The organism is Actinacidiphila acidipaludis (assembly GCF_019890725.1).
GTDB lineage: Bacteria > Actinomycetota > Actinomycetes > Streptomycetales > Streptomycetaceae > Actinacidiphila > Actinacidiphila acidipaludis.
Genome location: NZ_JAINZZ010000074.1, coordinates 1 through 22,504, shown reverse-complemented (window position 1 = coordinate 22,504; position 22,504 = coordinate 1). Strand labels below are relative to the sequence as shown.

At 71.9% G+C, this 22,504-nt stretch carries 20 protein-coding genes and 1 pseudogene; 10 read left to right on the top strand and 11 right to left on the bottom strand.

Going from position 1 to position 22,504, the window contains the following annotated elements; all coding sequences use genetic code 11:
- Positions 1-6: 6 nt before the first annotated feature.
- A complete protein-coding gene (locus K7862_RS33265) occupies positions 7-303 on the bottom strand; it encodes a DUF2530 domain-containing protein (RefSeq protein ID WP_222968807.1) in 297 nt (98 codons plus the stop codon).
- A gap of 187 nt (positions 304-490) precedes the next feature.
- Between K7862_RS33265 and K7862_RS33260 the strand changes: the two genes are divergently transcribed.
- Positions 491-1,945 (top strand): NCS2 family permease, encoded by a 1,455-nt coding sequence (locus K7862_RS33260; protein WP_222968805.1) that lies wholly within the window; start codon positions 491-493, stop codon positions 1,943-1,945.
- Here K7862_RS33260 and K7862_RS33255 read toward each other — a convergent pair.
- Positions 1,915-2,061, bottom strand: a complete 147-nt coding sequence (locus tag K7862_RS33255) for a hypothetical protein (protein WP_372461715.1) — start codon at positions 2,059-2,061, stop codon at positions 1,915-1,917. The two genes, K7862_RS33260 and K7862_RS33255, sit on opposite strands and share 31 nt — an antisense overlap.
- Before the next feature lie 291 nt (positions 2,062-2,352).
- Here K7862_RS33255 and K7862_RS33250 point away from each other — a divergent pair, with 291 nt between their 5' ends.
- The 3 genes from K7862_RS33250 (at position 2,353) to thpR (ending at position 4,867) form a co-directional block, all read left to right on the top strand.
- Positions 2,353-2,730 carry a MarR family winged helix-turn-helix transcriptional regulator gene (locus tag K7862_RS33250; RefSeq protein WP_222968824.1) on the top strand — a complete coding sequence of 126 codons (378 nt, stop codon included), beginning with the start codon at positions 2,353-2,355 and terminating at the stop codon, positions 2,728-2,730.
- 95 nt (positions 2,731-2,825) lie between these two features.
- On the top strand, positions 2,826-4,217 hold the full coding sequence (locus tag K7862_RS33245; RefSeq protein WP_222968802.1) for an MFS transporter: 1,392 nt from the start codon (positions 2,826-2,828) through the stop codon (positions 4,215-4,217).
- Positions 4,214-4,867: an RNA 2',3'-cyclic phosphodiesterase gene (gene thpR / locus K7862_RS33240; RefSeq protein ID WP_222968800.1), complete on the top strand. Its 654-nt coding sequence runs from the start codon at positions 4,214-4,216 to the stop codon at positions 4,865-4,867. Before K7862_RS33245 ends, thpR begins: the two co-directional genes overlap by 4 nt.
- Before the next feature lie 136 nt (positions 4,868-5,003).
- On the opposite strand, the gene K7862_RS33235 is transcribed toward thpR, so the two are convergent.
- Both K7862_RS33235 and K7862_RS33230 read right to left on the bottom strand, forming a co-directional pair.
- Positions 5,004-5,999 (bottom strand): aldo/keto reductase, encoded by a 996-nt coding sequence (locus K7862_RS33235; RefSeq protein WP_222968798.1) that lies wholly within the window; start codon positions 5,997-5,999, stop codon positions 5,004-5,006.
- Positions 6,000-6,171: 172 nt separating this feature from the next.
- Entirely contained in the window at positions 6,172-6,852 is a 681-nt protein-coding gene (locus K7862_RS33230; RefSeq protein WP_222968797.1) for a GDSL-type esterase/lipase family protein, read from the bottom strand.
- Between the two features lie 47 nt (positions 6,853-6,899).
- Here K7862_RS33230 and K7862_RS33225 point away from each other — a divergent pair, with 47 nt between their 5' ends.
- On the top strand, positions 6,900-7,928 hold the full coding sequence (locus K7862_RS33225) for a hypothetical protein (RefSeq protein ID WP_222968795.1): 1,029 nt from the start codon (positions 6,900-6,902) through the stop codon (positions 7,926-7,928).
- A gap of 180 nt (positions 7,929-8,108) precedes the next feature.
- On the opposite strand, the gene serC is transcribed toward K7862_RS33225, so the two are convergent.
- Entirely contained in the window at positions 8,109-9,227 is a 1,119-nt protein-coding gene (gene serC / locus K7862_RS33220) for a phosphoserine transaminase (RefSeq protein WP_222968793.1), read from the bottom strand.
- Between the two features lie 180 nt (positions 9,228-9,407).
- Here serC and K7862_RS33215 point away from each other — a divergent pair, with 180 nt between their 5' ends.
- A complete protein-coding gene (locus K7862_RS33215) occupies positions 9,408-12,296 on the top strand; it encodes an FAD-binding and (Fe-S)-binding domain-containing protein (protein ID WP_222968791.1) in 2,889 nt (962 codons plus the stop codon).
- 172 nt (positions 12,297-12,468) lie between these two features.
- On the opposite strand, the gene K7862_RS33210 is transcribed toward K7862_RS33215, so the two are convergent.
- A complete protein-coding gene (locus K7862_RS33210) occupies positions 12,469-13,569 on the bottom strand; it encodes a citrate synthase 2 (protein WP_222968789.1) in 1,101 nt (366 codons plus the stop codon).
- Positions 13,570-13,842: 273 nt separating this feature from the next.
- On the opposite strand from K7862_RS33210, the gene pdxH reads away from it, so the two are divergent.
- Entirely contained in the window at positions 13,843-14,481 is a 639-nt protein-coding gene (gene pdxH / locus K7862_RS33205; RefSeq protein WP_222968822.1) for a pyridoxamine 5'-phosphate oxidase, read from the top strand.
- Positions 14,482-14,833: 352 nt separating this feature from the next.
- Positions 14,834-16,294, top strand: a complete 1,461-nt coding sequence (locus K7862_RS33200) for a PAS domain-containing protein (protein WP_308012326.1) — start codon at positions 14,834-14,836, stop codon at positions 16,292-16,294.
- A gap of 21 nt (positions 16,295-16,315) precedes the next feature.
- Here the strand turns inward: K7862_RS33200 and K7862_RS33195 are convergent, their stop codons facing one another.
- Positions 16,316-17,077, bottom strand: a complete 762-nt coding sequence (locus tag K7862_RS33195; protein ID WP_222968788.1) for an SIS domain-containing protein — start codon at positions 17,075-17,077, stop codon at positions 16,316-16,318.
- A gap of 141 nt (positions 17,078-17,218) precedes the next feature.
- Here K7862_RS33195 and K7862_RS33190 point away from each other — a divergent pair, with 141 nt between their 5' ends.
- Complete coding sequence (locus K7862_RS33190) at positions 17,219-17,911, top strand: iron-dependent transcriptional repressor DtxR (protein WP_222968786.1); 693 nt, start codon at positions 17,219-17,221, stop codon at positions 17,909-17,911.
- 418 nt (positions 17,912-18,329) lie between these two features.
- Positions 18,330-19,214, top strand: coding sequence for an alpha/beta fold hydrolase (locus K7862_RS33185; RefSeq protein WP_222968784.1), 885 nt, complete (start codon positions 18,330-18,332; stop codon positions 19,212-19,214).
- Positions 19,215-19,359: 145 nt separating this feature from the next.
- Here K7862_RS33185 and K7862_RS33180 read toward each other — a convergent pair whose 3' ends face one another.
- The 4 genes and pseudogenes from K7862_RS33180 to K7862_RS33165 form a co-directional block, all read right to left on the bottom strand.
- Entirely contained in the window at positions 19,360-20,109 is a 750-nt protein-coding gene (locus tag K7862_RS33180; RefSeq protein ID WP_262414192.1) for a hypothetical protein, read from the bottom strand.
- Positions 20,106-20,903 carry a hypothetical protein gene (locus tag K7862_RS33175; RefSeq protein ID WP_222968782.1) on the bottom strand — a complete coding sequence of 266 codons (798 nt, stop codon included), beginning with the start codon at positions 20,901-20,903 and terminating at the stop codon, positions 20,106-20,108. The genes K7862_RS33180 and K7862_RS33175 overlap by 4 nt, the downstream gene beginning before the upstream one ends.
- 12 nt (positions 20,904-20,915) lie before the next feature.
- Positions 20,916-21,800 (bottom strand): hypothetical protein, encoded by an 885-nt coding sequence (locus K7862_RS33170; protein ID WP_222968780.1) that lies wholly within the window; start codon positions 21,798-21,800, stop codon positions 20,916-20,918.
- A 58-nt stretch (positions 21,801-21,858) separates the two neighbouring features.
- Positions 21,859-22,504, bottom strand: a pseudogene (locus K7862_RS33165) (putative T7SS-secreted protein); the annotation flags it as partial.

Below are 22,504 nucleotides of genomic sequence, written 5' to 3'. Positions count from 1 at the left end.
GCGCTTCTACCCGTTGTGACCGTTCTGGGCGGCTTCGGGAGTCTCGTCCGCCTCGGCTGCCCGGGCGCGCCGGATGGCGTCGCGCCGGGCCCGCACGTACTTCAGGCCCACCAGGCCCAGGCAGCCGCCCGCCAGGCAGGTCCAGATCCACCAGGTGTGACCGTGGTCGGAGTACCAGCCGTAGAAGGGGAGCTGCCCGAGGAAGAGCGCGAACCAGATGATCGTGCCGACGGTGACCGTGGCGACGTCGTTGGCCTCCAGAGGCTCGGGGGCCTCGCGCAGGGGAGTCAGCTCCTTGCTCATGCGCACATCGTATGCGGCGGCTGTACCGCGGTCCCATGAGCCCGTGCGGGCCCGCGCCCGGCAAGGGTCTACGCGCGAAGATAGCGTTTGGTTTGTTGTTTGTTCATACTGAAACAGTCATCCGTTGACGCAAATCATTCGTACGATCGCCCAAAAGACGGCGAGAACCGATCCCCGAAGGACCCGTATGTCCACCTCGGCCCCCGCTCCGGTCGACGCGCGCACGCCCACCGGCGGCTCGTCGGTTTCCGGCCTGGACCGCTTCTTCCGGATCTCCGAACGCGGCTCGTCCATCCCGCGCGAGATCCGGGGTGGTCTCGCGACGTTCTTCGCGATGGCCTACATCATCGTGCTGAACCCGATCATCCTCGGGTCGGCGGTCGACAAGTTCGGTCACCACCTCAACGGTGGCCAGCTCGTCACCGCCACCGTGATCACCGCCGCCTTCACCACCCTGCTCATGGGTGTGATCGGCAACGTCCCCGTCGCCCTGGCCGCCGGCCTCGGCGTCAACACCGTCGTCGCCCTCCAGCTCGCCCCGAAGATGAGCTGGCCGGACGCCATGGGCATGGTCGTCCTGGCCGGTTTCGCGATCATGATCCTGGTGGCCACCGGCCTCCGGGAGCGCGTGATGAGCGCGGTGCCGCTCGGCCTGCGCAAGGGCATCGCCATCGGCATCGGCCTGTTCATCATGCTGATCGGGCTGGTGGACTCCGGATTCGTCACCCGTATCCCGGACGCCGCGCACACCACCGTGCCGCTTCAGCTCGGCAACGGCGGCCACCTCACCGGCTGGCCGGTGCTGATCTTCATCCTGGGCACGCTGCTGACCCTCGGGCTGATCATCCGCAAGGTCTCGGGCGCGATCCTGATCTCGATCATCAGCATGACGGTGCTGGCCGTGATCATCGACTCGGTCGCCCACGTGTCCCCCGCGGAGTGGGGCCTGACCGTGCCCAAGTGGCCCGGCAACCCCGTCTCCTCCCCGGACTTCGGGCTGGTCGGCAAGGTCAGCCTGTTCGGCGGGTTCCATCAGGTCGGCATCCTCACCGGGATCCTGTTCGTCTTCACCGTCCTGCTGTCCTGCTTCTTCGACGCCATGGGCACGATCCTCGGCGTCAGCGACGAAGCGGGTCTGCTGGACAAGAAGGGCGACCTGCCCGGCATGAACAAGGTGCTGATGATCGACGGCATCGCCACCGCCGCCGGCGGCGCGACGTCCTCCTCGGCCAACACCTGCTTCGTGGAGTCCACCGCAGGCGTCGGCGAGGGCGCCAGGACCGGCCTCGCCAGCGTCGTCACCGGCCTGATGTTCGTGTTGGCGCTGTTCCTCACACCGCTGGCGACCATGGTTCCGGCCCAGGCGGCCACCCCTGCCCTGGTGGCGGTGGGCTTCCTGATCCTGTCCGGATCGATCCGGGAGATCGACTGGAGCGACTTCACCATCGCGGTGCCGGCGTTCCTGACCATGGTCCTCATGCCGTTCACGTACTCGATCACGAACGGCATCGGCATCGGGTTCCTGACCTTCTGCCTGCTGCGGGTCGCCGCCGGCCGGTGGCGCGAGGTGCCGGTGGCCCTCTATGTGGTCGGCGCCGTGTTCGCCTTCTACTACCTGATGCCGGCGCTCGGCCTGGTCTGAGCCCCGGAGATGTCCTGCCGACCGTAGAAACGGTCGGTCGCCTCGACGGCGGCCATGAACCGCTCGTCGAAGTCCTCGCGAATGAGCGTCCGGATCACATAGTCCTGGGCGCTCATTCCGCGTTTTGCGGCATGGTCGCGGATCCGCTCCCACAGATCTCCGTCCAAACGGAGGCTGAGCACTCTCGATGCCATGCGCCCAACGGTCCCCGGATCGAGTGGCTCGCCGCGTCACTTTCCGTCCCGTTCTCACTCGTATGGGTGAGATCTGGCCACCGGATGGTTCAATACGCGCCCTTCGAAGTTCAGTTCCGGTGTACTTAGTCTAGGTAATGAGCTAACCTAATTAGCGTGAGTGAACTGTCCGAGGACGACCGCGCGGCCATCAGCGAGCTGCGCGGCGCCGTGATGAGGCTGTCGCGACGGTTGCGCCACCAGCGCGTCGACGAGTCGCTCAGCCCGACCGAGATGGCGGTGCTGGCCACCCTGGCCCGCTGCGGGTCCGCGACCCCCGGGGAACTGGCGCGCAAGGAGCACGTCCAGCCCCCGTCCATGACCCGCATCGTCGCGATGCTCGAGGCCAAGGGCCTGGTCCACCGGGAACCGCACCCCGAGGACCGCCGCCAGGTCGTGGTGAGCCGCACCGAGCAGGCCGACGCGATGCTCGCCGAGAGCCGCACCAAGCGGAACGCCTGGCTCGCCCAGCTCGCCGAAGGACTCACCGACGAGGAACGCGCCGTTCTGCGCCAGGCCGCTCCCGTCCTCGAGAAGCTGGCTCACCTGTGACCCGCCGGATCAGCGCCGCCGCCCTCCGGGGCGGCGGTCCAGCGCTGCGGCAACGACACACCCTGAACCACCGACGGAAGTGAGGCGAGTTCCGATTGAGTTCGGCAGCCGGACCAGACACCGCAACCGAACCTGACCGTCCCGCGGAACAGAAGACGGGCACCTTCAGCTCGCTCAGGATTCGCAACTACCGGCTCTTCGCGACCGGTGCCGTGGTCTCCAACACCGGCACCTGGATGTCGCGGATCGCCCAGGACTGGCTGGTGCTCAGCATCACCGGCTCGTCCTTCGCGGTGGGCATCACCACCGCGCTGCAGTTCCTGCCCATGCTGCTGTTCGGGCTGTACGGGGGCGTGATCGCCGACCGCTATCCCAAGCGGCGCACTCTGCTGTGCACCCAGGCCGCCCTCGGCGTGCTCGGCCTGGCCCTGGCCACTCTGACGCTCAGCGGCGTCGTCCAGGTGTGGCACGTGTACACCATCGCCTTCCTGCTCGGCATGGTCACCGTCATCGACAACCCGACCCGCCAGACGTTCGTCATGGAGATGGTCGGCCCCGCCGCGGTGCGCAACGCCGTCTCGCTGAACTCCGCGAACTTCCAGGCCGCCCGGCTCGTCGGCCCGGCCGTCGCAGGTGTGCTGATCACCGCGGTCGGCAGCGGCTGGGCCTTCCTGATCAACGGCCTGTCCTTCCTGGCCCCGCTCACCGGCCTGCTGCTGATGCGGACCTCGGAGCTCCACAAGATCGAGCGGGTGCCGCGCGGCCGGGGCCAGCTCCGCGAGGGCCTGCGCTACGTGGCGGGCAAGCCCGATCTGATCTGGCCGATCGTCCTGGTCGGCTTCATCGGCACCTTCGGCTTCAACTTCCCGATCTGGCTCTCGGCCTTCGTCAACAAGGTGTTCCACAGCGGCGCCGGCACCTACGGCCTGCTGAACACCCTGATGGCCGCCGGCTCCCTGATCGGGGCGCTGCTCGCGGCCCGCCGCAGCCGCACCCGGCTGCGCATGCTGGTGGCGGCCGCCGCGGTCTTCGGGCTGCTGGAGGCGACCGCGGCCCTCGCCCCCGCCTTCTGGGTCTTCGCGGCCCTGCTGGTGCCCATCGGGATCTTCGGCCTGACGTTCAACACCACCGCGAACGCCAGCGTGCAGCTCGCCACCGAGCCCGTGATGCGCGGACGCGTCATGAGTCTGTACATGATGGTCTTCGTGGGAGGCACCCCCATCGGCGGCCCGGTCATGGGCTGGGTCACCGACACCTACGGCGCCAGGATCGGCTTCCTGTCCGGCGGCCTGATCGCCGCGGCCGCCGCCGTGGCGGTCGGTTTCGCGCTGGCCCGGGCCGGTGGTCTGCGCGTGCGGGTCAACCTGCGCCGAGGCGAGGACCGGCCGTTCATCGCCTTCGTCCCCCGCGAGGAGAGCGCGGACGGCGCCGGGGCCGGCGTCGAGGCGGGCGCCGACGAGAGCGACACGAGGCTGACCGCGGCGTGAGGCTCTTCGCGGCGCTGGTGCCCCCGCCTGCCGCGGCCGGTGAGCTGGCCGCGGCGCTCGGGCCCGTGCGCCGCCTGCCCGGCGCCGAGGCGCTGCGGTGGACCGCGCCCGAGGGCTGGCACTTCACCCTCGCGTTCCTCGCCGAGGTCCCGGACGAGGTGCGGCCGGAACTCGACGAGCGGCTCGCCCGGGCCGCGTACCGGCACGGCCCCTACGAGCTGCGGCTGGTCGGCGGGGGACGGTTCGGCGACCGCACCCTGTGGATGGGCGCCGAGGGCGACCTGCGCGGTCTGTCCCACCTCGCCGACTCCGTGCGGGCCGGTGCCCGCCGGGCGGGAGCGCCACCCGCGGAGGAACACGGCTTCCGCGCCCACCTGACCCTGGCGCGCACCCCGCGCGGGCACTCCACCCGCCTGCTGCCGTTCGCCGAGGCGCTGGCCGGCTTCCAGGGCACACCCTGGACCGCCGACGAGTTGCGCCTGGTCGCCAGTGTCCTGCCCCGCTCCGGCGTTCCCGGTGAGCAGCCGCGCTACGAGGTCGTGGGGCGCTACCCCCTGGGCGGTGCGCACCGTACGAGTCGGGGAGAGGGTGACGGATCCGGCACCGGGACGGGTAACCCGGGCGACGGAGCACCCGGCGCGGCCGGTTAACCTCGAAGGGTGGACCCGAAGACCCGTACCCGCGTGATGACCGCCGCTTTCGTCCTGATGATCGTCGTCGTGGTCGTCGCCGCCGCGGTCCGCTGAACCGCGGCGGCGACGCACGCACACGCCGCGTCCTGCAGCCTTACCAGGCGAAGGCCTCCGGGGACGGGCCCGGGCCCGGGAAGATCTCGTCCAGGGCCGCCAGGAACTCCTCCGACAGCTCGGTCTCCAGCGCCCGCAGCGCCGAGTCCAGCTGATCCTGGGTGCGGGGGCCGACGATCGGGCCGGTCACCCCGGGGCGGGTGAGCAGCCAGGCCAGGCCGACGTCACCGGGCTGCAGGCCGTGCTTGTCGCACAGGTCCTCGTACGCCTGGACCTGGTCCCGCTCCTGCTGCGACTTCAGGGTGTCCGCCGACCGCCCGCTCGTCGAGCGGGCGCCGCCGCCCTCACGCTGCTTGCGCAGCGCACCGCCGAGCAGGCCGCCGTGCAGCGGCGACCACGGGATCACGCCCAGGCCGTAGTGCTCGGCCGCGGGGATGACCTCCATCTCCGCCCGGCGTTCCATGAGGTTGTACAGGCACTGCTCGCTCACCAGGCCGAGCGACCCGCGCCGCGCCGCCGCCTCGTTGGCCTGCGCGATGTGCCAGCCCGCGAAGTTGCTGGAGCCGGCGTAGAGGATCTTGCCCTGCTGGACCAGGACGTCGATCGCCTGCCAGATCTCCTCCCACGGAGTGGCCCGGTCGACGTGGTGGAACTGGTAAATGTCGATGTAGTCCGTGCCGAGCCGCTTCAGGCTCGCCTCGACCGCCCGGCGGATGTTGAGCGCGGAGAGCCGGTCGTAGTTCGGCCACTCCTGGCCCTCGGCGGCCATGCTGCCGTAGACCTTGGTGGCCAGCACGGTCTTGTCGCGGCGGCCGCCGCCCTGGGCGAACCAGGTGCCGATGATCTCCTCGGTGCGGCCCTTGTTCTCGCCCCAGCCGTAGACGTTGGCGGTGTCGAAGTAGTTGACGCCCGCGGCCTGCGCCGCGTCCATGATCGCGTGGCTGTCCGCCTCGTCGGTCTGCGGACCGAAGTTCATGGTCCCCAGAACCAGGCGGCTGACCTTGAGACCCGTACGTCCGAGCTGCGTGTATTCCATGACACACAAGCCAAGCTCTTCGAGTGCGCTCGAATCAAGGGCCAATGTGAGCGGTCCCGTCGGCCGGCGCCGCGGAGCGCCTTCGAACCGGGAGCGGGGGCCCGTGCGGCCGCGCCCAACGGGCCGGCTCACGTCCGTCCGCCGGGTGTCCGCCCAGCTTCGGTCAGGGGTGTCAGGCCGCCAGGTACGGCGCTCCCAGGCCCCACGCCTGGTGCATGGCGTCCGCGAAGGCGGCCGCGAGTTTGTGCTCCCCGTACTTGTTGGGGTGTGTGCCGTCGTAGGTGTCGAGGTGGATGTCGTAGTCCGCTGGGCGCGAGGCCATCAGCAGCGGCGAAGCGGCCGAGTCGTGGTCGGCGACGGCCTTGGCCATCAGTTCGTTGAGGTCCGCGCACTGGACGGCGAAGTCCGGGTCGAGTTCCGCGCGGGTGTTGGGGATGACCGGCAGCAGCACCATGCGCAGCCCCGGGGCGGCCGCCCGGGCCTCGGCGATGAAGCGCTCGACGTTGGCCGCGGTCTGCTCGGCGGTGGTGTAGAAGCCGAGGTCGATCAGGCCCAGCGATATCAGCAGCACGTCCGGGCGGTGGTCGCGCACCACCTCGCCGATGACCGGGGCCATGTGCAGCCAGCCCTCGCCCCACCCCGCCAGGTGGCGACGGGCCCGCTGCGGGAACCCCGGATCGGCGTAGTCCGCCGACACCGGCTCGTCGGTCGCCCTGTCGTAGAGCGTGATCCGCGGCCCGACGACCGAGAACGGCTCCCCGAGGCCGCACAGGTGCTGCCACATCCGGTAGCGCCAGGTGTAGTCGCCGGCCGCACCGATGGTCATCGAGTCACCGACGAAGAGGTAGCGCATGCGGGGCATCATGCATGACCGGACGGCGACCAGGGACACTGGGGTCCATGCGTCCTTCTCTGCCGGTGGCCGCCGCCTGCGCCGCCCTCGCTCTGGCCTGCGGCCCGGCGGCCACCGCCGTGGCCGACAGCGGCCCCTCCGTGGCGTTCCGGATGTCCGACCCGCGGATCATCGAGTCCAGCGGCCTGGCCGCCAGCCGCCTCCACCCCGGCGTCTACTGGACCCACAACGACAGCGGCGACGGCCCGTACGTCTACGCCGTGGACTCCGCCACCGGCAAGACCCTGGCCCGGGTGACGATGCGGGGTGTGCCGGCGCGGGACATGGAGGCGATCTCGCTCGGCCCCGACGGCGACCTGTACCTCGGGGACATCGGCGACAACCTCGGCGGCAAGTGGCCCGAGGTGTGGATCTACCGGTTCGCCGAGCCCAAGCAGTTGCGGGACCAGACCGTCGACGTCACCCGCTTCACGGTCCGCTACTCCGACGGCCCGCGCAACGCCGAGGCCCTGATGGTGCATCCGAAGACCGGCCGCGTCTACATCGCCAGCAAGAACGAGGACGGCGGGCACCTGTACGCCGGACCCGCCGAGCTGAGCACCCACGGCATCAACATCTTCAAGCCCATCGCCGACGTGCCGTGGGTCACCGACGGCGCCTTCTCGCCCGACGGCACCCGGCTGGTGCTCCGCGGCTACTTCTGGTCGGCCGACTACCGCTGGACGAACGGCGCTCCGCACAAGATCGGCGATCTCGACGTCCCCATGCAGCCGCAGGGCGAGGGCGTCACCTTCACCACCGACGGCCGGGCGCTGATGTACAGCAGCGAGGGCACCGACAGCCAGGTGTGGAAGGCCTCCTTGAGCGGCGCCGACCTCCCGGACAGTGCGGCCGCGTCCAGCAGCACCACCGCCTCGGGACACGGCCAGGAGGGCGCCTCGGCCGAGAGCGGGACGAAGAACCCCGGGACCGGGCACAAGGCCAACAAGGTGGTGGGTCTCGCCGTGCTGGCCGCCTTCGGCGGACTCGGCTACCTGGCGAGCAAGGGCCTGCGGCGGCGCAGGCACCGGCAGTGATCGCGGTGATCCTGCGGGCGGCCCGGTAGGAGCCCGCGGTCGCCCGCGGGCGGGGTGAGGGGCGAGGCGCGCGGGAGGGCTCGGCTCAGTAGAGCAGACCTCAGCCGACGCCTCGCCGGTCTGTGAACGACGTGGGAGCGGGACCTTCGGGCACCCGCCCCCACGCCTCGGATCCGAGCGTCAGAGCTGGCCGATCACATAGTCGATGGACGCCGTCAGCGCCTCGACGTCGTCCGGCTCGACGGCCGGGAACATCGCCACTCGCAGCTGGTTGCGGCCCAGCTTGCGGTACGGCTCGGTGTCCACGATGCCGTTGGCCCGCAGCACCTTGGCCACCGCGGCGGCGTCGACGCCGTCCTCGAAGTCGATCGTGCCGACGACCTGGGACCGCTTCGCGGAGTCCGCCACGAACGGCTGCGCGTAGGAGGACTTCTCCGCCCAGCCGTACAGCCGCGACGAGGAGTCGGCGGTGCGCTTGACCGCCCAGTCCAGACCGCCCTGGCCGTTGATCCACTCCAGCTGCTGGTTGAGCAGGAACAGCGTGGTCAGCGCCGGGGTGTTGTAGGTCTGGTTCTTCTGCGAGTTGTCGATCGCCGTCGGCAGGTCGAAGAACGCCGGGATGTGGCGGCCGGACGCGGCGATCTGCGCGGCGCGCTCCAGCGCGGCGGGGGAGAACGCCGCCAGCCACAGACCGCCGTCGGCCGCGAAGGACTTCTGCGGCGCGAAGTAGTACACGTCGGTCTCGGTGATGTCGACCGGCAGGCCGCCCGCGCCGGAGGTGGCGTCGACCAGCACCAGAGCGCCCTCGTCCGCGCCCGCGACCCGGCGGAGCGGCGCGGCCACACCCGTGGACGTCTCGTTGTGGGTGAACGCGTAGACGTCCACGCCCGCCTCGGCGACCGGCTCCGGGTGGGTGCCCGGCTCCGACTTCACGATCGTCGGGTCCGCCAGCCACGGCGCGAGCTGTGCGGCCTTGGCGAACTTCGAGGAGAACTCACCGAAGGACAGGTGCTGCGACTTCTCGCGGATCAGGCCGTGCGTGGCGATGTCCCAGAACGCGGTGGAACCGCCGTTGCCGAGCACCACCTCGTAGCCATCGGGCAGGGAGAACAGCCGGCGGACGCCCTCGCGGACCTGTCCCACCAGGTTCTTGACCGGAGCCTGGCGGTGGGAGGTGCCGAGCAGAGACGTACCCGTGGCGGCCAGGGCGTCGAGCGCCTGAGTCCGCACCTTGGAGGGGCCCGATCCGAATCGTCCATCGGCGGGCTTGATGTCAGCGGGAATCTGGATATCGGCCACGCCCGCAGCGTAATGCGTATCCGGCCGGATTCGGACGGCGTTCCATCGGATGAGACGCCCAGGCAGAGGGCCCTGTTGACGGGGCCGCGGGCTGAATGGCGGGGGATTCCGGTCCGGTGGAATCCCGCGGTGGCGGAGTCGGCATGATCGCCGGCACGGCGGCCGGGGCAAGCTGGGCACATGACGGTCGAACTCGCAGAGCTGGAAGAGTCGCTGCGTTCCGCGGTCCGGGGCACGGTCGCCTTCGACGCCGGATCGCGGGCTCTCGTGACGATGGACGCCTCCAACTACCGTCGCGTTCCGGTGGGAGTCGTCGCCCCCGCCGACGCCGACGACGTGGCCGCCGCGCTGGCGGTGTGCCGTGCGTACGGACAGCCGGTGGTGCCGCGCGGGGGAGGGACCTCCATCGCCGGCCAGGCCAGCGGCTCCGGGATCGTCCTGGATTTCACCCGCTCCATGAACGCCGTCCTTGACGTGGACCCCGAGGCCAGGACCGCCCGCGTCCAGCCGGGAGTCGTGCTCGACGACCTGCGGGCGGCCGTCGCCCCGTACGGGCTGACCTTCGGCCCCGACCCGTCCACGCACAGCCGCTGCACCCTGGGCGGGATGATCGGCAACAACGCCTGCGGATCGCACTCCGTGGCGTGGGGGACCACCGCCGACAACGTCCGGTCCCTGGACGTCCTCACCTACCGCGGCGAGCGGGTCCTGCTGCACGGGGGCCTGCCCGGGGAGGCCGTGCCGAGGCTGCGCGAGGGACTGCGCGCCCTGGCCGACGGGCATCTGGCCCTGCTGCGCACCGGCTTTCCCCGGCTCCCGCGCCGGATCTCCGGATACGCCCTCGACAGCCTGCTGCCCGAGCGGGGCCGTGACGCCGTGCGCGCCTTCGCCGGCAGCGAGGGCACGCTGGGGGTCCTCACCGAGGCGACGGTGCGCCTGGTCCCCGCGCCTGCCGCGCGCGTGCTCGTCGTCCTCGGTTACCGCGACGAGGCGGCTGCCGCGGAGGCCGCCCATCTGCTGCTTCCGCACGGCCCGTTGACCGTCGAGGGAATGGCCGCCGACCTGGTGGGCGACGCGGCCGGGTCGCTGCCGCCCGGCGGAGCCTGGCTGTTCGTCGAGGTCGGCGGGGACGACCCCGGCCACGCGCGCGCCCGCGCCGGTCAGTTGCACCGTGCGGCGGCCGACGGCGTGACCGGTCACGCCGTCGTCGCCGACCCCGCGCCGCAGCGCGCCCTGTGGCGGATCCGGGAGGACGCGGCCGGAACCGCCACCCGCATGCCCGACGGCAGCGAGGCATGGCCGGGCTGGGAGGACTGCGCGGTCCCTCCCGCCCGACTGGGCGCCTACCTGCGGGATTTCCGGGCACTGCTGGCCGCTCACGGGCTGCGCGGCGCGCCCTACGGCCACTTCGGCGACGGATGCGTCCATGTGCGCATCGACTTCGACCTCCTCGACCAGGCCGGCATCGCGCGCTTCCGCCGCTTCTCCGAAGCCGCCGCCGACCTCGTCGTGTCGCACGGCGGCTCGCTCTCCGGCGAACACGGCGACGGGCAGGCGCGCGCCGAAATGCTGCCGAAGATGTACGGCCCGGAGATGATCACACTCTTTTCAGATTTCAAGGAACTCTGGGATCCCGACCGCGGAATGAATCCGGGGATGCTCGTGCGTCCCGAGGCCATTGATAGCAATCTGCGCTTCGCCGTGCTTCCCGCTCCGAAGTCCCGGGCCGTCGACGTCGAATTCACCTATCCGGATGACGCGGGGGACTTTCCCGCCGCGATCAGGCGGTGCGTCGGGGTCGCCAAGTGCCGCACGACGGCGGCCCACACCGGTGGGTCGAGCGTGATGTGCCCGTCGTTCCGCGTCACGGGCGAGGAGCGGCACTCCACGCGCGGCCGCGCCCGGCTGCTGCACGAGATGCTCGCCGGGCAGATCGTCCGGGACGGCTGGCGGTCCACCGAGGTCCGCGACGCCCTCGACCTGTGCCTTTCCTGCAAGGGCTGCCGCTCCGACTGCCCGGTCGGAGTGGACATGGCCACGTACAAGGCCGAGTTCCTGCACCACCACTACCGGCGCCGGCTGCGGCCCCGGGCGCACTACGCGATGGGCTGGCTCCCGGTGTGGCTGCGGGTCGCGGCACCCGTCGCCGGAGTGCTCAACAGGCTTGGCAGAACTCGGTCAATCGCCTGGTTGATGAAACGACTGGGTGGACTCGCTCTGGAGCGCGAACTTCCCGAACTGCCGTCCGAGACATTCACTCGATGGTGGGACAGCCGGCCCACGAACGAGGGGCCTTTGCCCGACAGCCGGCCCGACAGCCGACCCGGCTCCCGGCCGACCGTCGTCCTCTGGCCCGACACGTTCACCGACCACCTCTCACCCGCCGCCGGCCGCGCCGCCGTCCGCGTGCTGGAGGCCGCGGGTCTGCGCGTCACGACCCCTCCGCAGGCCGTCTGCTGCGGTCTGACCTGGGTGTCCACCGGCCAACTCACCCGTGCCAAGGCCGTCATGCGGCGCACCCTCGACCGGCTCGCGCCGCTGCTCGACGCCGGACTCCCGCTTGTCGTCCTCGAACCCAGCTGCGCCGCGGCCCTGCGCGCGGACCTCCCCGAGCTGCTCGGCCCCGGCGACCCGCGGGCCGCCCGGCTCGCCGCCGCCGTGCGGACGTTCGCCGAAGCCCTGGAGGAGTTCGCGCCCGACTGGGAACCGCCGCGGCTGGACCGTCCGGTCGTCGGCCAGACCCATTGCCACCAGCACGCCGTGCTCGGCGACGCCGCCGACCGCCGTCTGCGCGAACGCGCCGGGCTCTCCGGGGAACTGACCGGCGGATGCTGCGGGCTCGCGGGCAACTTCGGCTTCGAAGCCGGGCACTTCGAGGTCTCGGCGGCCTGCGCGGAGGAGGCACTGCTCCCGGCCGTACGCGCCGCCCATCCCGGCGCGGCCGTCCTGGCGGACGGTTTCTCCTGCCGCACCCAACTCGCCCAGCTCGGCGGCGTGCGGGCCCGTCACCTCGCCGAAGTCCTCGCCGACGGACTGGACGCGGACGCCGCACAGTCCGGGCACGCGTGAGAACCCGGTCGCGGGCATGGACCCGGCCAGGGGCGAGAACCCGGCCATGACCACCGGCCCGGCCACGGGCGAGAACCCGGCCACTGGCGAGGTCGCGGCCTCCGGGTAAGGACCGCAACGCAAGGTGGGGCCCCTTACCGGGCCCCACCGTCACATCAGCCGCGTGTCTGGATCAGCGGGCGATCCCGTCGTAGCCCTCGACGTCGTGGGGGCTGCGCGTGCCCGGGCCGACGTACCTCGCGGACGGGCGGACCAGGCGGCCGGTGCGCTTCTGCTCCAGGATGTGGGCCGACCAGCCGGCCGTGCGCGCGCAGGTGAACATCGAGGTGAACATGTGCGCCGGCACCTCGGCGAAGTCCAGCATGATCGCGGCCCAGAACTCGACGTTCGTGGCCAGCACACGGTCGGGGCGCCGGGCGTGCAGCTCGGCCAGCGCGGCCTTCTCCAGGGCCTCCGCCACCTCGAAGCGCGGGGCGCCCAGCTCGCGCGCGGTGCGGCGCAGGACGCGGGCGCGCGGATCCTCGGCCCGGTAGACGCGGTGCCCGAAGCCCATCAGGCGCTCGCCGCGGTCCAGCGCCTTCTTCACGTAGCCCTCGGCGTCGCCCGTGCGCTCGATCTCCTCGATCATCCCGAGGACGCGCGAGGGGGCGCCGCCGTGCAGCGGGCCGGACATCGCGCCGACCGCGCCGGACAGGGCCGCCGCCACGTCCGCACCGGTCGAGGCGATGACACGGGCGGTGAACGTAGAGGCGTTCATGCCGTGCTCGGCGGCCGACGTCCAGTAGGCGTCGACGGCCGCGACGTGCTTGGGGTCGGGCTCGCCGCGCCAGCGGATCATGAACCGCTCGGTGATCGTCTGCGCCTTGTCGATCTCGCTCTGCGGCACCATGGGACGCCCCTGGCCGCGGGCGGACTGGGCGACGTACGACAGTGCCATGACAGCCGCCCGGGCGAGGTTGTCGCGGGCCTCGGCCTCGTCGATGTCCAGCAGCGGTTTGAGGCCCCACACCGGCGCGAGCATGGCCAGCGCGGACTGGACGTCCACACGGATGTCGCCGGAGTGCACGGGGATCGGGAAGGGCTCCGCGGGCGGCAGGCCCGGGTTGAACTTCCCGTCGACCAGCAAGCCCCAGACGTTCCCGAAGCTCACCTTCCCGGCGAGCTCCTCGATGTCGACCCCGCGGTACCGAAGCGCACCACCCTCCTTGTCCGGCTCGGCGATCTCGGTCTCGAACGCGACGACTCCTTCGAGTCCCGGCACGAAGTCGGACATGAGGCGGCTCCTCTGGGCGATCTCGATCTCGGCGGCCTCGGGGCGGCCGCCGACGATCCCTGTGGTGGGTTGTCTCCGGTCCTGGGCCGCCCAAACGGCGGTCGCTCCCCATGACGAGGGACGGGCCGGACCGTCAATTGTCTCGGCGAGTGAACATGACAGTAAGGGTGAGATCCCGCACATCCCCGGGCGCGGGCGCGGCGTGGAGGCGCCTTCCTGCAAGATGTGCGCGTGCGAGAACCACAAGAGGTGCGCGAAGACGACCCGGCGGCGATGCGGAAGCAGTACCGCGCGGCCGGCCTCACCGAGGCCGATCTGGCCGGCGATCCGTACGACCAGTTCGCCCGCTGGTTCGCGGACGCGGTCCGGGCCACGGGCAGCGGCGCCCTCACCGAGCCGAACGCCATGGTGGTCTCGACCGTCGGCGCCGACGGGGTCCCCAGCTCGCGCACCGTGCTGCTGAAGGGCTACGACCAGCGCGGTTTCGTGTTCTTCAGCAATTACGGCTCGCGCAAGGGCCGGGAACTGGCCGCCAACCCCCACATCTCGCTGCTGTTCCCCTGGCACCCCGTCGCCCGCCAGGTGATCGTCTCCGGCCGCGCGCACCGCGTCTCGGAGGAGGAGACCGCGGCGTACTTCCACAGCCGTCCGCACGGCTCACAGCTCGGCGCCTGGTCGAGCGAGCAGTCGAGCGTCGTCGCGTCCCGTGAGGCGCTGGAGGAGCGGTACGCGGAGGTCGAGGCGCGCTGGCCGGACGGCACCCAGGTGCCGGTGCCGCCGAACTGGGGCGGGTTCCGGGTCGAGCCGAGCAGCGTGGAGTTCTGGCAGGGACGTGAGAACCGGCTGCACGACCGGCTGAAGTACGTCCGCGCGGAGGCCGGGACCTGGACGGTCGAGCGGCTCGCGCCCTGAGGGATCCGGAAGAGCGGGTCGTTCCGGAGAAGAGCGGGTCGTTCCCCACCATCCGGGTCGTTCCGGAAAAGGAACGACCCGCGGGCTGCTCCCCGGAGCCGGGTGGCTCCGGGCACCGGCCGGACAAATCCGACGAGCCCGCGGGTCGGGTGAACTGCGTGGGATTGGCGCGCAACGCGCACGCCGGGCGCGCGGAGCTAGCCCGCAGTCACCTCACGTGTCCGAGTGCAACTCATGCTTCAGACCACCTCCCTTCATGTGTACGGCCACCCTAAGAAGAGATGCGGAATCAGACAAGCGATTTAAGTGAATCTGGTGTGACGTGGCGCACAGGAGGGTTGAATATTGAGACGTGCAGCCTTCCGATGCGCAACCCAAAAGCGACGAGCAGCTGCTCGCGGCCCTGCTCGACGGGATGGAAGCGGGCCTTTGCGCCCTCGACCGTGACGGCGTCATCACCCACTGGAATGCCGAAGCGGCCCGGATACTCGGCTGGAGCTCGGACGACGCGGTCGGCAGGCACGGATTCGAGGGCTGGGCGGCCCGCAGCGCCGACGCCAAGGAGGCGGAACGCCGCCTCCTGGCGGTGATGGACGCGCCGGGCCGGCAGGTCAACGAGTTCGCACTGCTCACCAAGGACGGGCGACGCGTCCTCGTCAGGACGCAGTCCGCGGCCGTGGCCGGTGAGGACGGCAAGCCCACCGGCGTCTACTGCGCGTTCTCCGAGGTGCACGCCCAGATCGATCTCGAACGCTCCATCGCCCTGAGCGAGGCGCTCTTCTCCGACGCCACCTGGGGTGTCGTCCTGATCGACGCGGACCTGCGTCCGGCGGTCGCCAACGCGCGGGCCGGGCAGATGCTGGGCACCGGACGGGACGCCCTCCTCGGCCGCCCCCTCGGCGAACTGCTGTCCCTGGGCGCGGAGGAGCTGGAGAACGCGCTGCAGCACGTGCTGGCCGAGGGCGCGCCTCCCGGCGTCAGCGACCTGTGGGTCCGGCCCCGCGCCGACGAGGCCGCCCGGCGCCGGTGCTGGCGCAGCGGATTCGTCCGCCTCGGGTCGCCGCTCGGCGAGGAGCCCGTGCCTCTGGGCGTCGGCTGGCTGTTCAGCGACGTCACCCGGCAGAAGAACGCCGAGCAGGAGAACGCCCAGGTGCGCTTCCGCCACCAGCAGCTGCACCGCGCCGCGCGGGCGGCGGCGGAGTGCGAGGACCCGGTCGACGCGGCCGTCCTGCACCTGGACTTCGCCCTGGCCGGATTCGCCGACCACGCCCTGCTGGACGTCCTCGACGACGCCGGGCGCCCGGTCCGCCTCGCCGCCACACCCGAGGGCGAGCCGGGCCAGCCGGGTCCCTGCCAGGCGGTGGAGCCCCACGGCATCCCGCTGGGTTATCCGACCGGCCATCCGGTCCTGCAGGCCCTGGAGCGCCTCGGCACGGTGCGCGCCACCCTCGTCGCGCCCGGCGGAGGGGAGCCGGCGTCGCAGGCCCGGGTCGACGCCTGGGCGGCGGCCCGCCTGTGGCGGCCGGGCACGACGCACGGACTGGCCACGGTGCTGCGCAGCCGCGGACGCACCGTGGGCGCCGTCACCTTCCTGCGCGGATCGGGACGGCGGCCGTTCGAGCCGGCGGACGCGGCGTACGCGGAGGACGTCGCGGCCCGGGTCGCGGCGGCCCTGGACCTGGCCGGAATGGGCGGACCCGCCGGCTCGCGCGAGGACGGAGGACTGGGCGGGCCGGCCGGCGGCTCGGGCGGGGACGGCGAACCGGGCGGGCTCACCGGGGGGTCCGGGGGCGGCGAACCGCCCGTCGCCTAGCGTCGCGCGCGGCCCGGGACCTCAGTGGCGGAAGAAGATCCGGTCGCGGTACTCCTCGAAGATCCGGCTGTTCCACTCGTGGCCGCCGTCCACGTTGCCCGAGCGGATCATCGGCGGTGTGACGCCGCGGGCGGCGAGGTCGGTGGCCGCCGTGGCCATCACGGCCTGCATCAGCGCGCTGGTGACGACGGTCGAGGCGGGGGCGAAGGGCGCGGGGATCGCGTCGTCGGACAGTTCGCCGTCGCCGATCCCGATCTTGGAGTCCAGGACGATGTGGCAGTGGTCCTTCAGGAAGGTGCCCGACGCGTGGCGTGAGCGGGTCTCCTTCGCATAGACGACCGAGGTGACGGCGATCACGGTCATGCCCAGGGCGCGGGCGTTCTGGGCCATCTCGACGGGCAGCGTGTTGCGGCCCGAGAGGGAGATGACGAAGAGCACATCGCCGGTGCGGGCGGGGCTGGTGTCCAGCGCGGCACCGGCCAGGCCCTCCACCCGCTCCAGGGCGCTGCCCAGGGTGGCGGGCATCACGTCCACCCCGACGACCCCGGGGACGGCCAGCAGATTGATCAGCGCGAGCCCGCCGGCCCGGTACACCACGTCCTGTGCGGGCAGCGAGGAGTGGCCGGCACCGAAGACGAAGACCCGGTTCCCGCCGGCGACGGCGTCGGCCACCGCGGTCGCGGCGGCCCGGATTCCGGCCCGCTCCTCGTTCCGCACCCGCTGGAGCAGCTCGACGGCGGCGTCGAAGTACCGGTCGGACAGGTGCTCGGGGGGCTCAGTCATGCGGATCACCGTGCTGCCCCGGCGCTCCCGGTGTCAAGAAAGGCGGTGCGCCGGGCTCCGGCGCTCCCGCGCCGGGGCCGGTTGTCGGTGCGATGCGTCAGAATTGGGCACAGGGCCACGCACGATTACACGAGGGGCGCAATGTCCGGACTGATCGACACGACGGAGATGTATCTCCGCACCATCCTGGAACTGGAGGAGGAGGGTGTGGTCCCGATGCGCGCCCGCATCGCGGAGCGGCTCGACCAGAGCGGCCCGACCGTCTCCCAGACGGTGGCGCGGATGGAGCGCGACGGGCTGCTGCACGTCGCGGGCGACCGGCACCTGGAGCTCACCGACGAGGGCCGTCGCACGGCCACCCGCGTCATGCGCAAGCACCGCATCGCCGAGTGCCTGCTGGTCGACGTGATCGGCCTGGAGTGGGAGCAGGTCCACGCCGAGGCCTGCCGCTGGGAGCACGTGATGAGCGAGGCGGTGGAGCGGCGGGTCCTGGAGCTGCTGCGCCACCCCACCGAGTCGCCGTACGGGAACCCCATCCCGGGCCTGGAGGAGCTGGGCGAGAAGGGCGAGGCGGACCCGTTCCTCGAGGAGGGCATGGTCAGCCTCACGGATCTGCAGCCGGGCTCGGCTGGCGCCAGTGTCGTCGTCCGCCGGATCGGCGAGCCGATCCAGACGGACGCGCAGGTCATGTACACGCTGCGGCGGGCCGGTGTGCAGCCGGGCGCCGTGGTCAGCGTGACCGAGGCGCCCGGCGGGGTGCTGGTCGGCAGCGGCGGCGAGGCCGCCGAGCTCGACGCGGACATCGCGTCGCACGTCTTCGTCGCCAAGAGCTGACCAGACGTGACGCGTTCGCCGGGCTGACGCAGGGCGGCGGCGCGCGGAGTGCCCGCGCGTGCGTACCTCACGGGACCCCGGCCACCGCATCACCCGACCACCGCATCACCCGACAACCGAACACGGGACAACCGAACACGGGACAAGCAATGGCCCCGGCGCCGCCAGACGGCGCCGGGGCCTTCCCCTCCCTGTGCCCCTCCCCGGAGGTGTCCCCGCGGAGGACCCAGGACCCCGAGCTTCCCGAGTGCCTCCCCGCGACCCGCTTCCCCTTCGCGCCGCGTCCCGCTGAAGATCTCCCCTCGGCCACGGCGGCCAATCCTTGAGCGCCGTCACTCGAACGAGGGGTGTTGGGTGCGGGATCCGCTTGTTCGAATAAAAGTTCGATACCGTGGTGCTTCGAAGGGAGGTGCTACGGATGATCAAGCGACACGAGGTGAGGGGCGCGGGCGGCGTGCGGCTCGCGGCCTGGGAGTACGCGGCTCCGGAAGCCGTGGAGGCGGACCGCCGCCCCGGCGTGCTGATGCTGCACGGGCTGCTCGGCCGCGGGTCCCACTGGGCGCCCACCGCTCGCCGGCTGGCCCCGCGGTACCGGGCGATCGCCCCCGACCAGCGCGGCCACGGCGGGAGCGGCAAGCCCGCCGGGCCTTACACGCCGGAGGCGTACGCGGCGGACGCGATCGCCACCGTCGAACAGCTCGGCCTGGGACCGGCGATCGTGATCGGCCACTCCATGGGGGCACTCACGGCCTGGCAGTGCGCCGTGCGCAGGCCCGATCTCGTGGCCGCCGTCGTCATCTGCGACATGCGAGCCTCCGCACTCGGCGAGGCGGGTCAGCGGGAGTGGGCGGACTGGCTGACGTCCTGGCCGGTGCCCTTCGCGACGCTCGGCGAGGCCCGTCGGTGGTTCTCTGCGCTCGACCCGTGGGCCGGCTCGCCGAATCCGGTCCGGGGCGCCTTCCTCGCCGAGACGCTGGAGGAGCGGGAGGACGGCTGGCGCCCGCTGCACGCCCCCGAACACCTGCTGGCCTCCCGCGAGCCGTGGATACGTGACGCCCACTGGGACGACCTCGCGCAGGTCTCCTGCCCGGCGCTCGTGGTCCGCGGGCTCGACGGTGAACTCGGCCGTGCCGAGGCGCAGGAGATGGTCCGGGTCCTGCCGCGCGGCCGCTACGCCGAGATCGCCGACGCCGGACATCTCCTGCCCTGGGAACAGCCCGAGGCGTGGTTCCGCGAGGTCGAGGAGTTCCTGGCGGCGGTGGAGTCGCCGCGGGAGAGGGCCTGCTCGGCGCAGGGCTGCTGAGGGAAGGTTCCGGGGTCCGGGGGTCCCGGGGAGGTCTGGGCCGGCGGCGGGGCGGTGGTGAGCCGGCGGCGGGCCGGCTGGGTGGGGCCGCGGCGTGAGTCCGGACGGGCTTCACGCGGCGGCCGGCGGCGGGGCCGGCGGTGGCTCAGGACGTGCGGGAGCCGTATTCCGGTGACGTCACACGCCGCGGGTAGTAGCCCGGATTCGGTCCCTCGGCGGCGCTCGGCGTTCCCGCCAGCCGGTGCCGCTCGCCGCTGACGGTGGCCCGCACGATGGTCACGACCAGCAGCAGGAAGGCCCCGCCGACCACGGCGGGCAGGGCGGGCGATCCGTGCGTGCGGTCGCCGAACGCGGGCGCGGCGAGCCCGGTCGGGTCCTGCGTCACGGTGACGTGGTCGCCGACGGAAGCCGCGTCGCAGCGGATCTCGCGGCTCACCACGGCACCGTCGTCCAGCCGCACCCGGCAGGACTCCCACGAGGTCCGCAGCGTCGTGTGAGGGGTGAACGCGGTGATGGTCCCTCGCGCCACCTCGCCTCGCGCCGCGAACACCGCGTTCGACAGGGCGAATCCGCCCGCCAGCATGCAGAACAGCAGCAGCAGGAAACCCGAGAGGACCTGACCGATGGAACCGTGCAGCCAGTACAGCGTCATGAGCAGGGTCACCGACGCCACGACCACGACCGCGGCCACTCCGGCCACGGCGAACGACCCCGCGTACGTCGCGTGCGCCCAGCCGGCCGCGACCGCCGCGGTGGCGACCAGGGTGACCAGGACCGTGACGGCGCACCGCGCCCAGGCCGCGCCCCGCGTGGGCGCGCCGATCCGCCCCGCCTCCCAGACCCGCGCGAACCCCGCGGGGCGTGCCGCGTCTCCGGCGGGCGAGGTCGGCGTCATCGGTCCGTCGCCTCCGGCACAGCGGCGGGGGCCGCCCCGGGCTGTGTAGCGTTCCCGTCGTCGTCCTGGCTCCCGTCGCCCGGGCCCTCGTCGCTGTCGTCGAAGCTGACGCTGCGCAGGACGGCCATCATCATCTCGCTGAACTCGCCCCAGTAGTCGACGGCGGCGGTGTCCATGGTGAAGACGGCTGTGTAGGGGCCTGTGGGGAAAGGCACATAGACCTGCACCTGGCCCATGTGGAACGTGGCTTCCTCGCCGGTCGCCGTCAGTTCCGGGCTGATGGTGATCTGCCGCAGCGTCACGCAGGAGACCGCGGGGCCGCACGGCAGGTCGATCCAGCGGGCGTCGTTGTTCTCGTCGCGGGTGAGGATCTCGCGGATGCCGTTGGCGGCGATCTCGACCGAGGGGTGGTCGGACTCGACCGCGCCGACGGTGAAGGAGCAGTGGGCGACGCCCTCGGGGATGGAGAACAGGCCCATCGCGGCGTACGCCAGGCCCTGCTGGGTCATGCCCTCGCCCAGCGCCGCGTAGTAGGGAGCCGCCGGCGTCCACAGGTCGTCGTTGCCGTTGGGGTAGAGCTCGCGGACGAACTCCTCGGCCAGCACGGCGCGTTCCTCGGGCGTGACGGCGATGGGGAGCGCGTAGAAGGACTCCGGCACCACGAAGGCCATCGGGGGTACGTCGGGCAGCTGGACCGCCTCGGCCGGCGCGGTGGTCTCGGACGCTGTGCTCTCCGCTGCCGTGTTCGCCGCGGCCGAGAGACTCTGAAGCGTGTCGGAAGGGGGTGTGGTCATCGCAGTGTTCGCCTAGAGATCGCCGGACTGCGGGCGCGCCGGCTCACCGGTCTCGCCCATGAGGATGGAATGGGTTTCGAAGAGGCCCTTGCCCACCTTGGCGGGTACCTGGGCCTCCACCAGAATCACGCCGCTGGGCAGCCGGAAGCAGCGCGGCGCCTGGGCGTTCGCGGGCAGTTCGGCGACGAGGCGCGCCACGCGTTCGCGCTGTCCGGGCGTGAGGTCGGACTCGGGCAGCAGTTGGCGGCGGTCGGCCAGCAGCCCGGCGAACTTGCGGGTGTCGCCGGTCGCCAGCCGCGCCCAGGAGTCGTCGGAGAACCGGACGCGCACATCGTGCCCGCCCTCGCTGAACGCCATCTGCTGGGCGCCGGTGACCGCGTCCCGCGGGGTTTCCCACAGGACTTCCGCGGGCGCGGTCATGTCGGAGCCGACCCCGAGCAGCACCAGACGCCGCTCGGTGATCACGGCGTCCACGCGGTACCGGTCGGGCCGGCGGCCGGGGTCGAGCTGCCAGGGCAGCGTGCGCGCCCGGGTCCCGGGGGCGGCCCACATGACCGGGAAGTCCTCGGCCTCGTTCGCGGGATCCTCAGCCGCCGAGCGCGGCGGACTGGTGCCCACCGCGACGGAGTTGCCGCCCACGACGGCCTCCACGGCCACCCGGACCGCCGTGATCATGCCGTTGATGAGGCCGCCGGCCACCCGGTCGACGTTCTGGGTGGTCTTGGTGTTCAGCGTGAACACCGGACCCTCCGGCCAGCCGGGCAGCTCGCCCTGGATGTCGCGCCGCTCGGTGTCCCGGAACCAGCGCGAGCCGGCCACTGCCGGGGCGTAGCCGGTGGCGAAGCGGATCGGCGTGCGCAGGAGGGTCGATTCGTCCGCGTCCGGATACCAGTCCATCGTGCTGGAGCCTTTCGGTGGGACATCGGGGTGAGGTCGGCGGTGGCGTCAGCCTATGTCAGTGCGAGGTGGCGGCCTGGTCGAAGCGGTCACCGAGGTGCACGGCCTCGCCGATGTGCTGCGGGATCGAGTACAGCTTGGGCGCGAGCTTGAGGCCCGCGTCGATACCGCGTCCGAGGTTGCTCATGGCGTCGATGGCCACCCGGCCGCCGGTGACCATCTTGAGGCCCTTGGTGCCGATCAACTGGCCACCGTGGTAAAGCTGTTCGGAGACCAGCTGCATCCGGTTCATGATCTTGCCGTCAGAGATGATCTTGCCCGCGGTCTTCAGGCCGCCGAACTCCACGGTCATGTTCTTCCACAGCTTGATCTGCTTGCCGCCGGCGATGAACTCCCCGGCCTTGCCGACGAAGTTCCGGCCGATGGTGGTCACACCGCGGAACCCCTCACCGAGCTCCAGCGCACGCGTGGCCGCGACGGCGCCCTCGGTCACCTTGGCGCCCTTGGCGAAGGCGCCCACACCCGGAATCGCGCCCAACGCGTCGAAGCCGATGCTCATCCAGCTGACGTCGGCCCCGGCCAGCTTCGCGACCAGGTGCGTGATCAGCGCCGCCGCACTCGTCACGACCGCGGCGGCCGCGAAGATGGCGCCGAGAGGTTCGAAGGGTGCGGTGAGGATGGCCAGGACGCCGAGGATGCCGCTG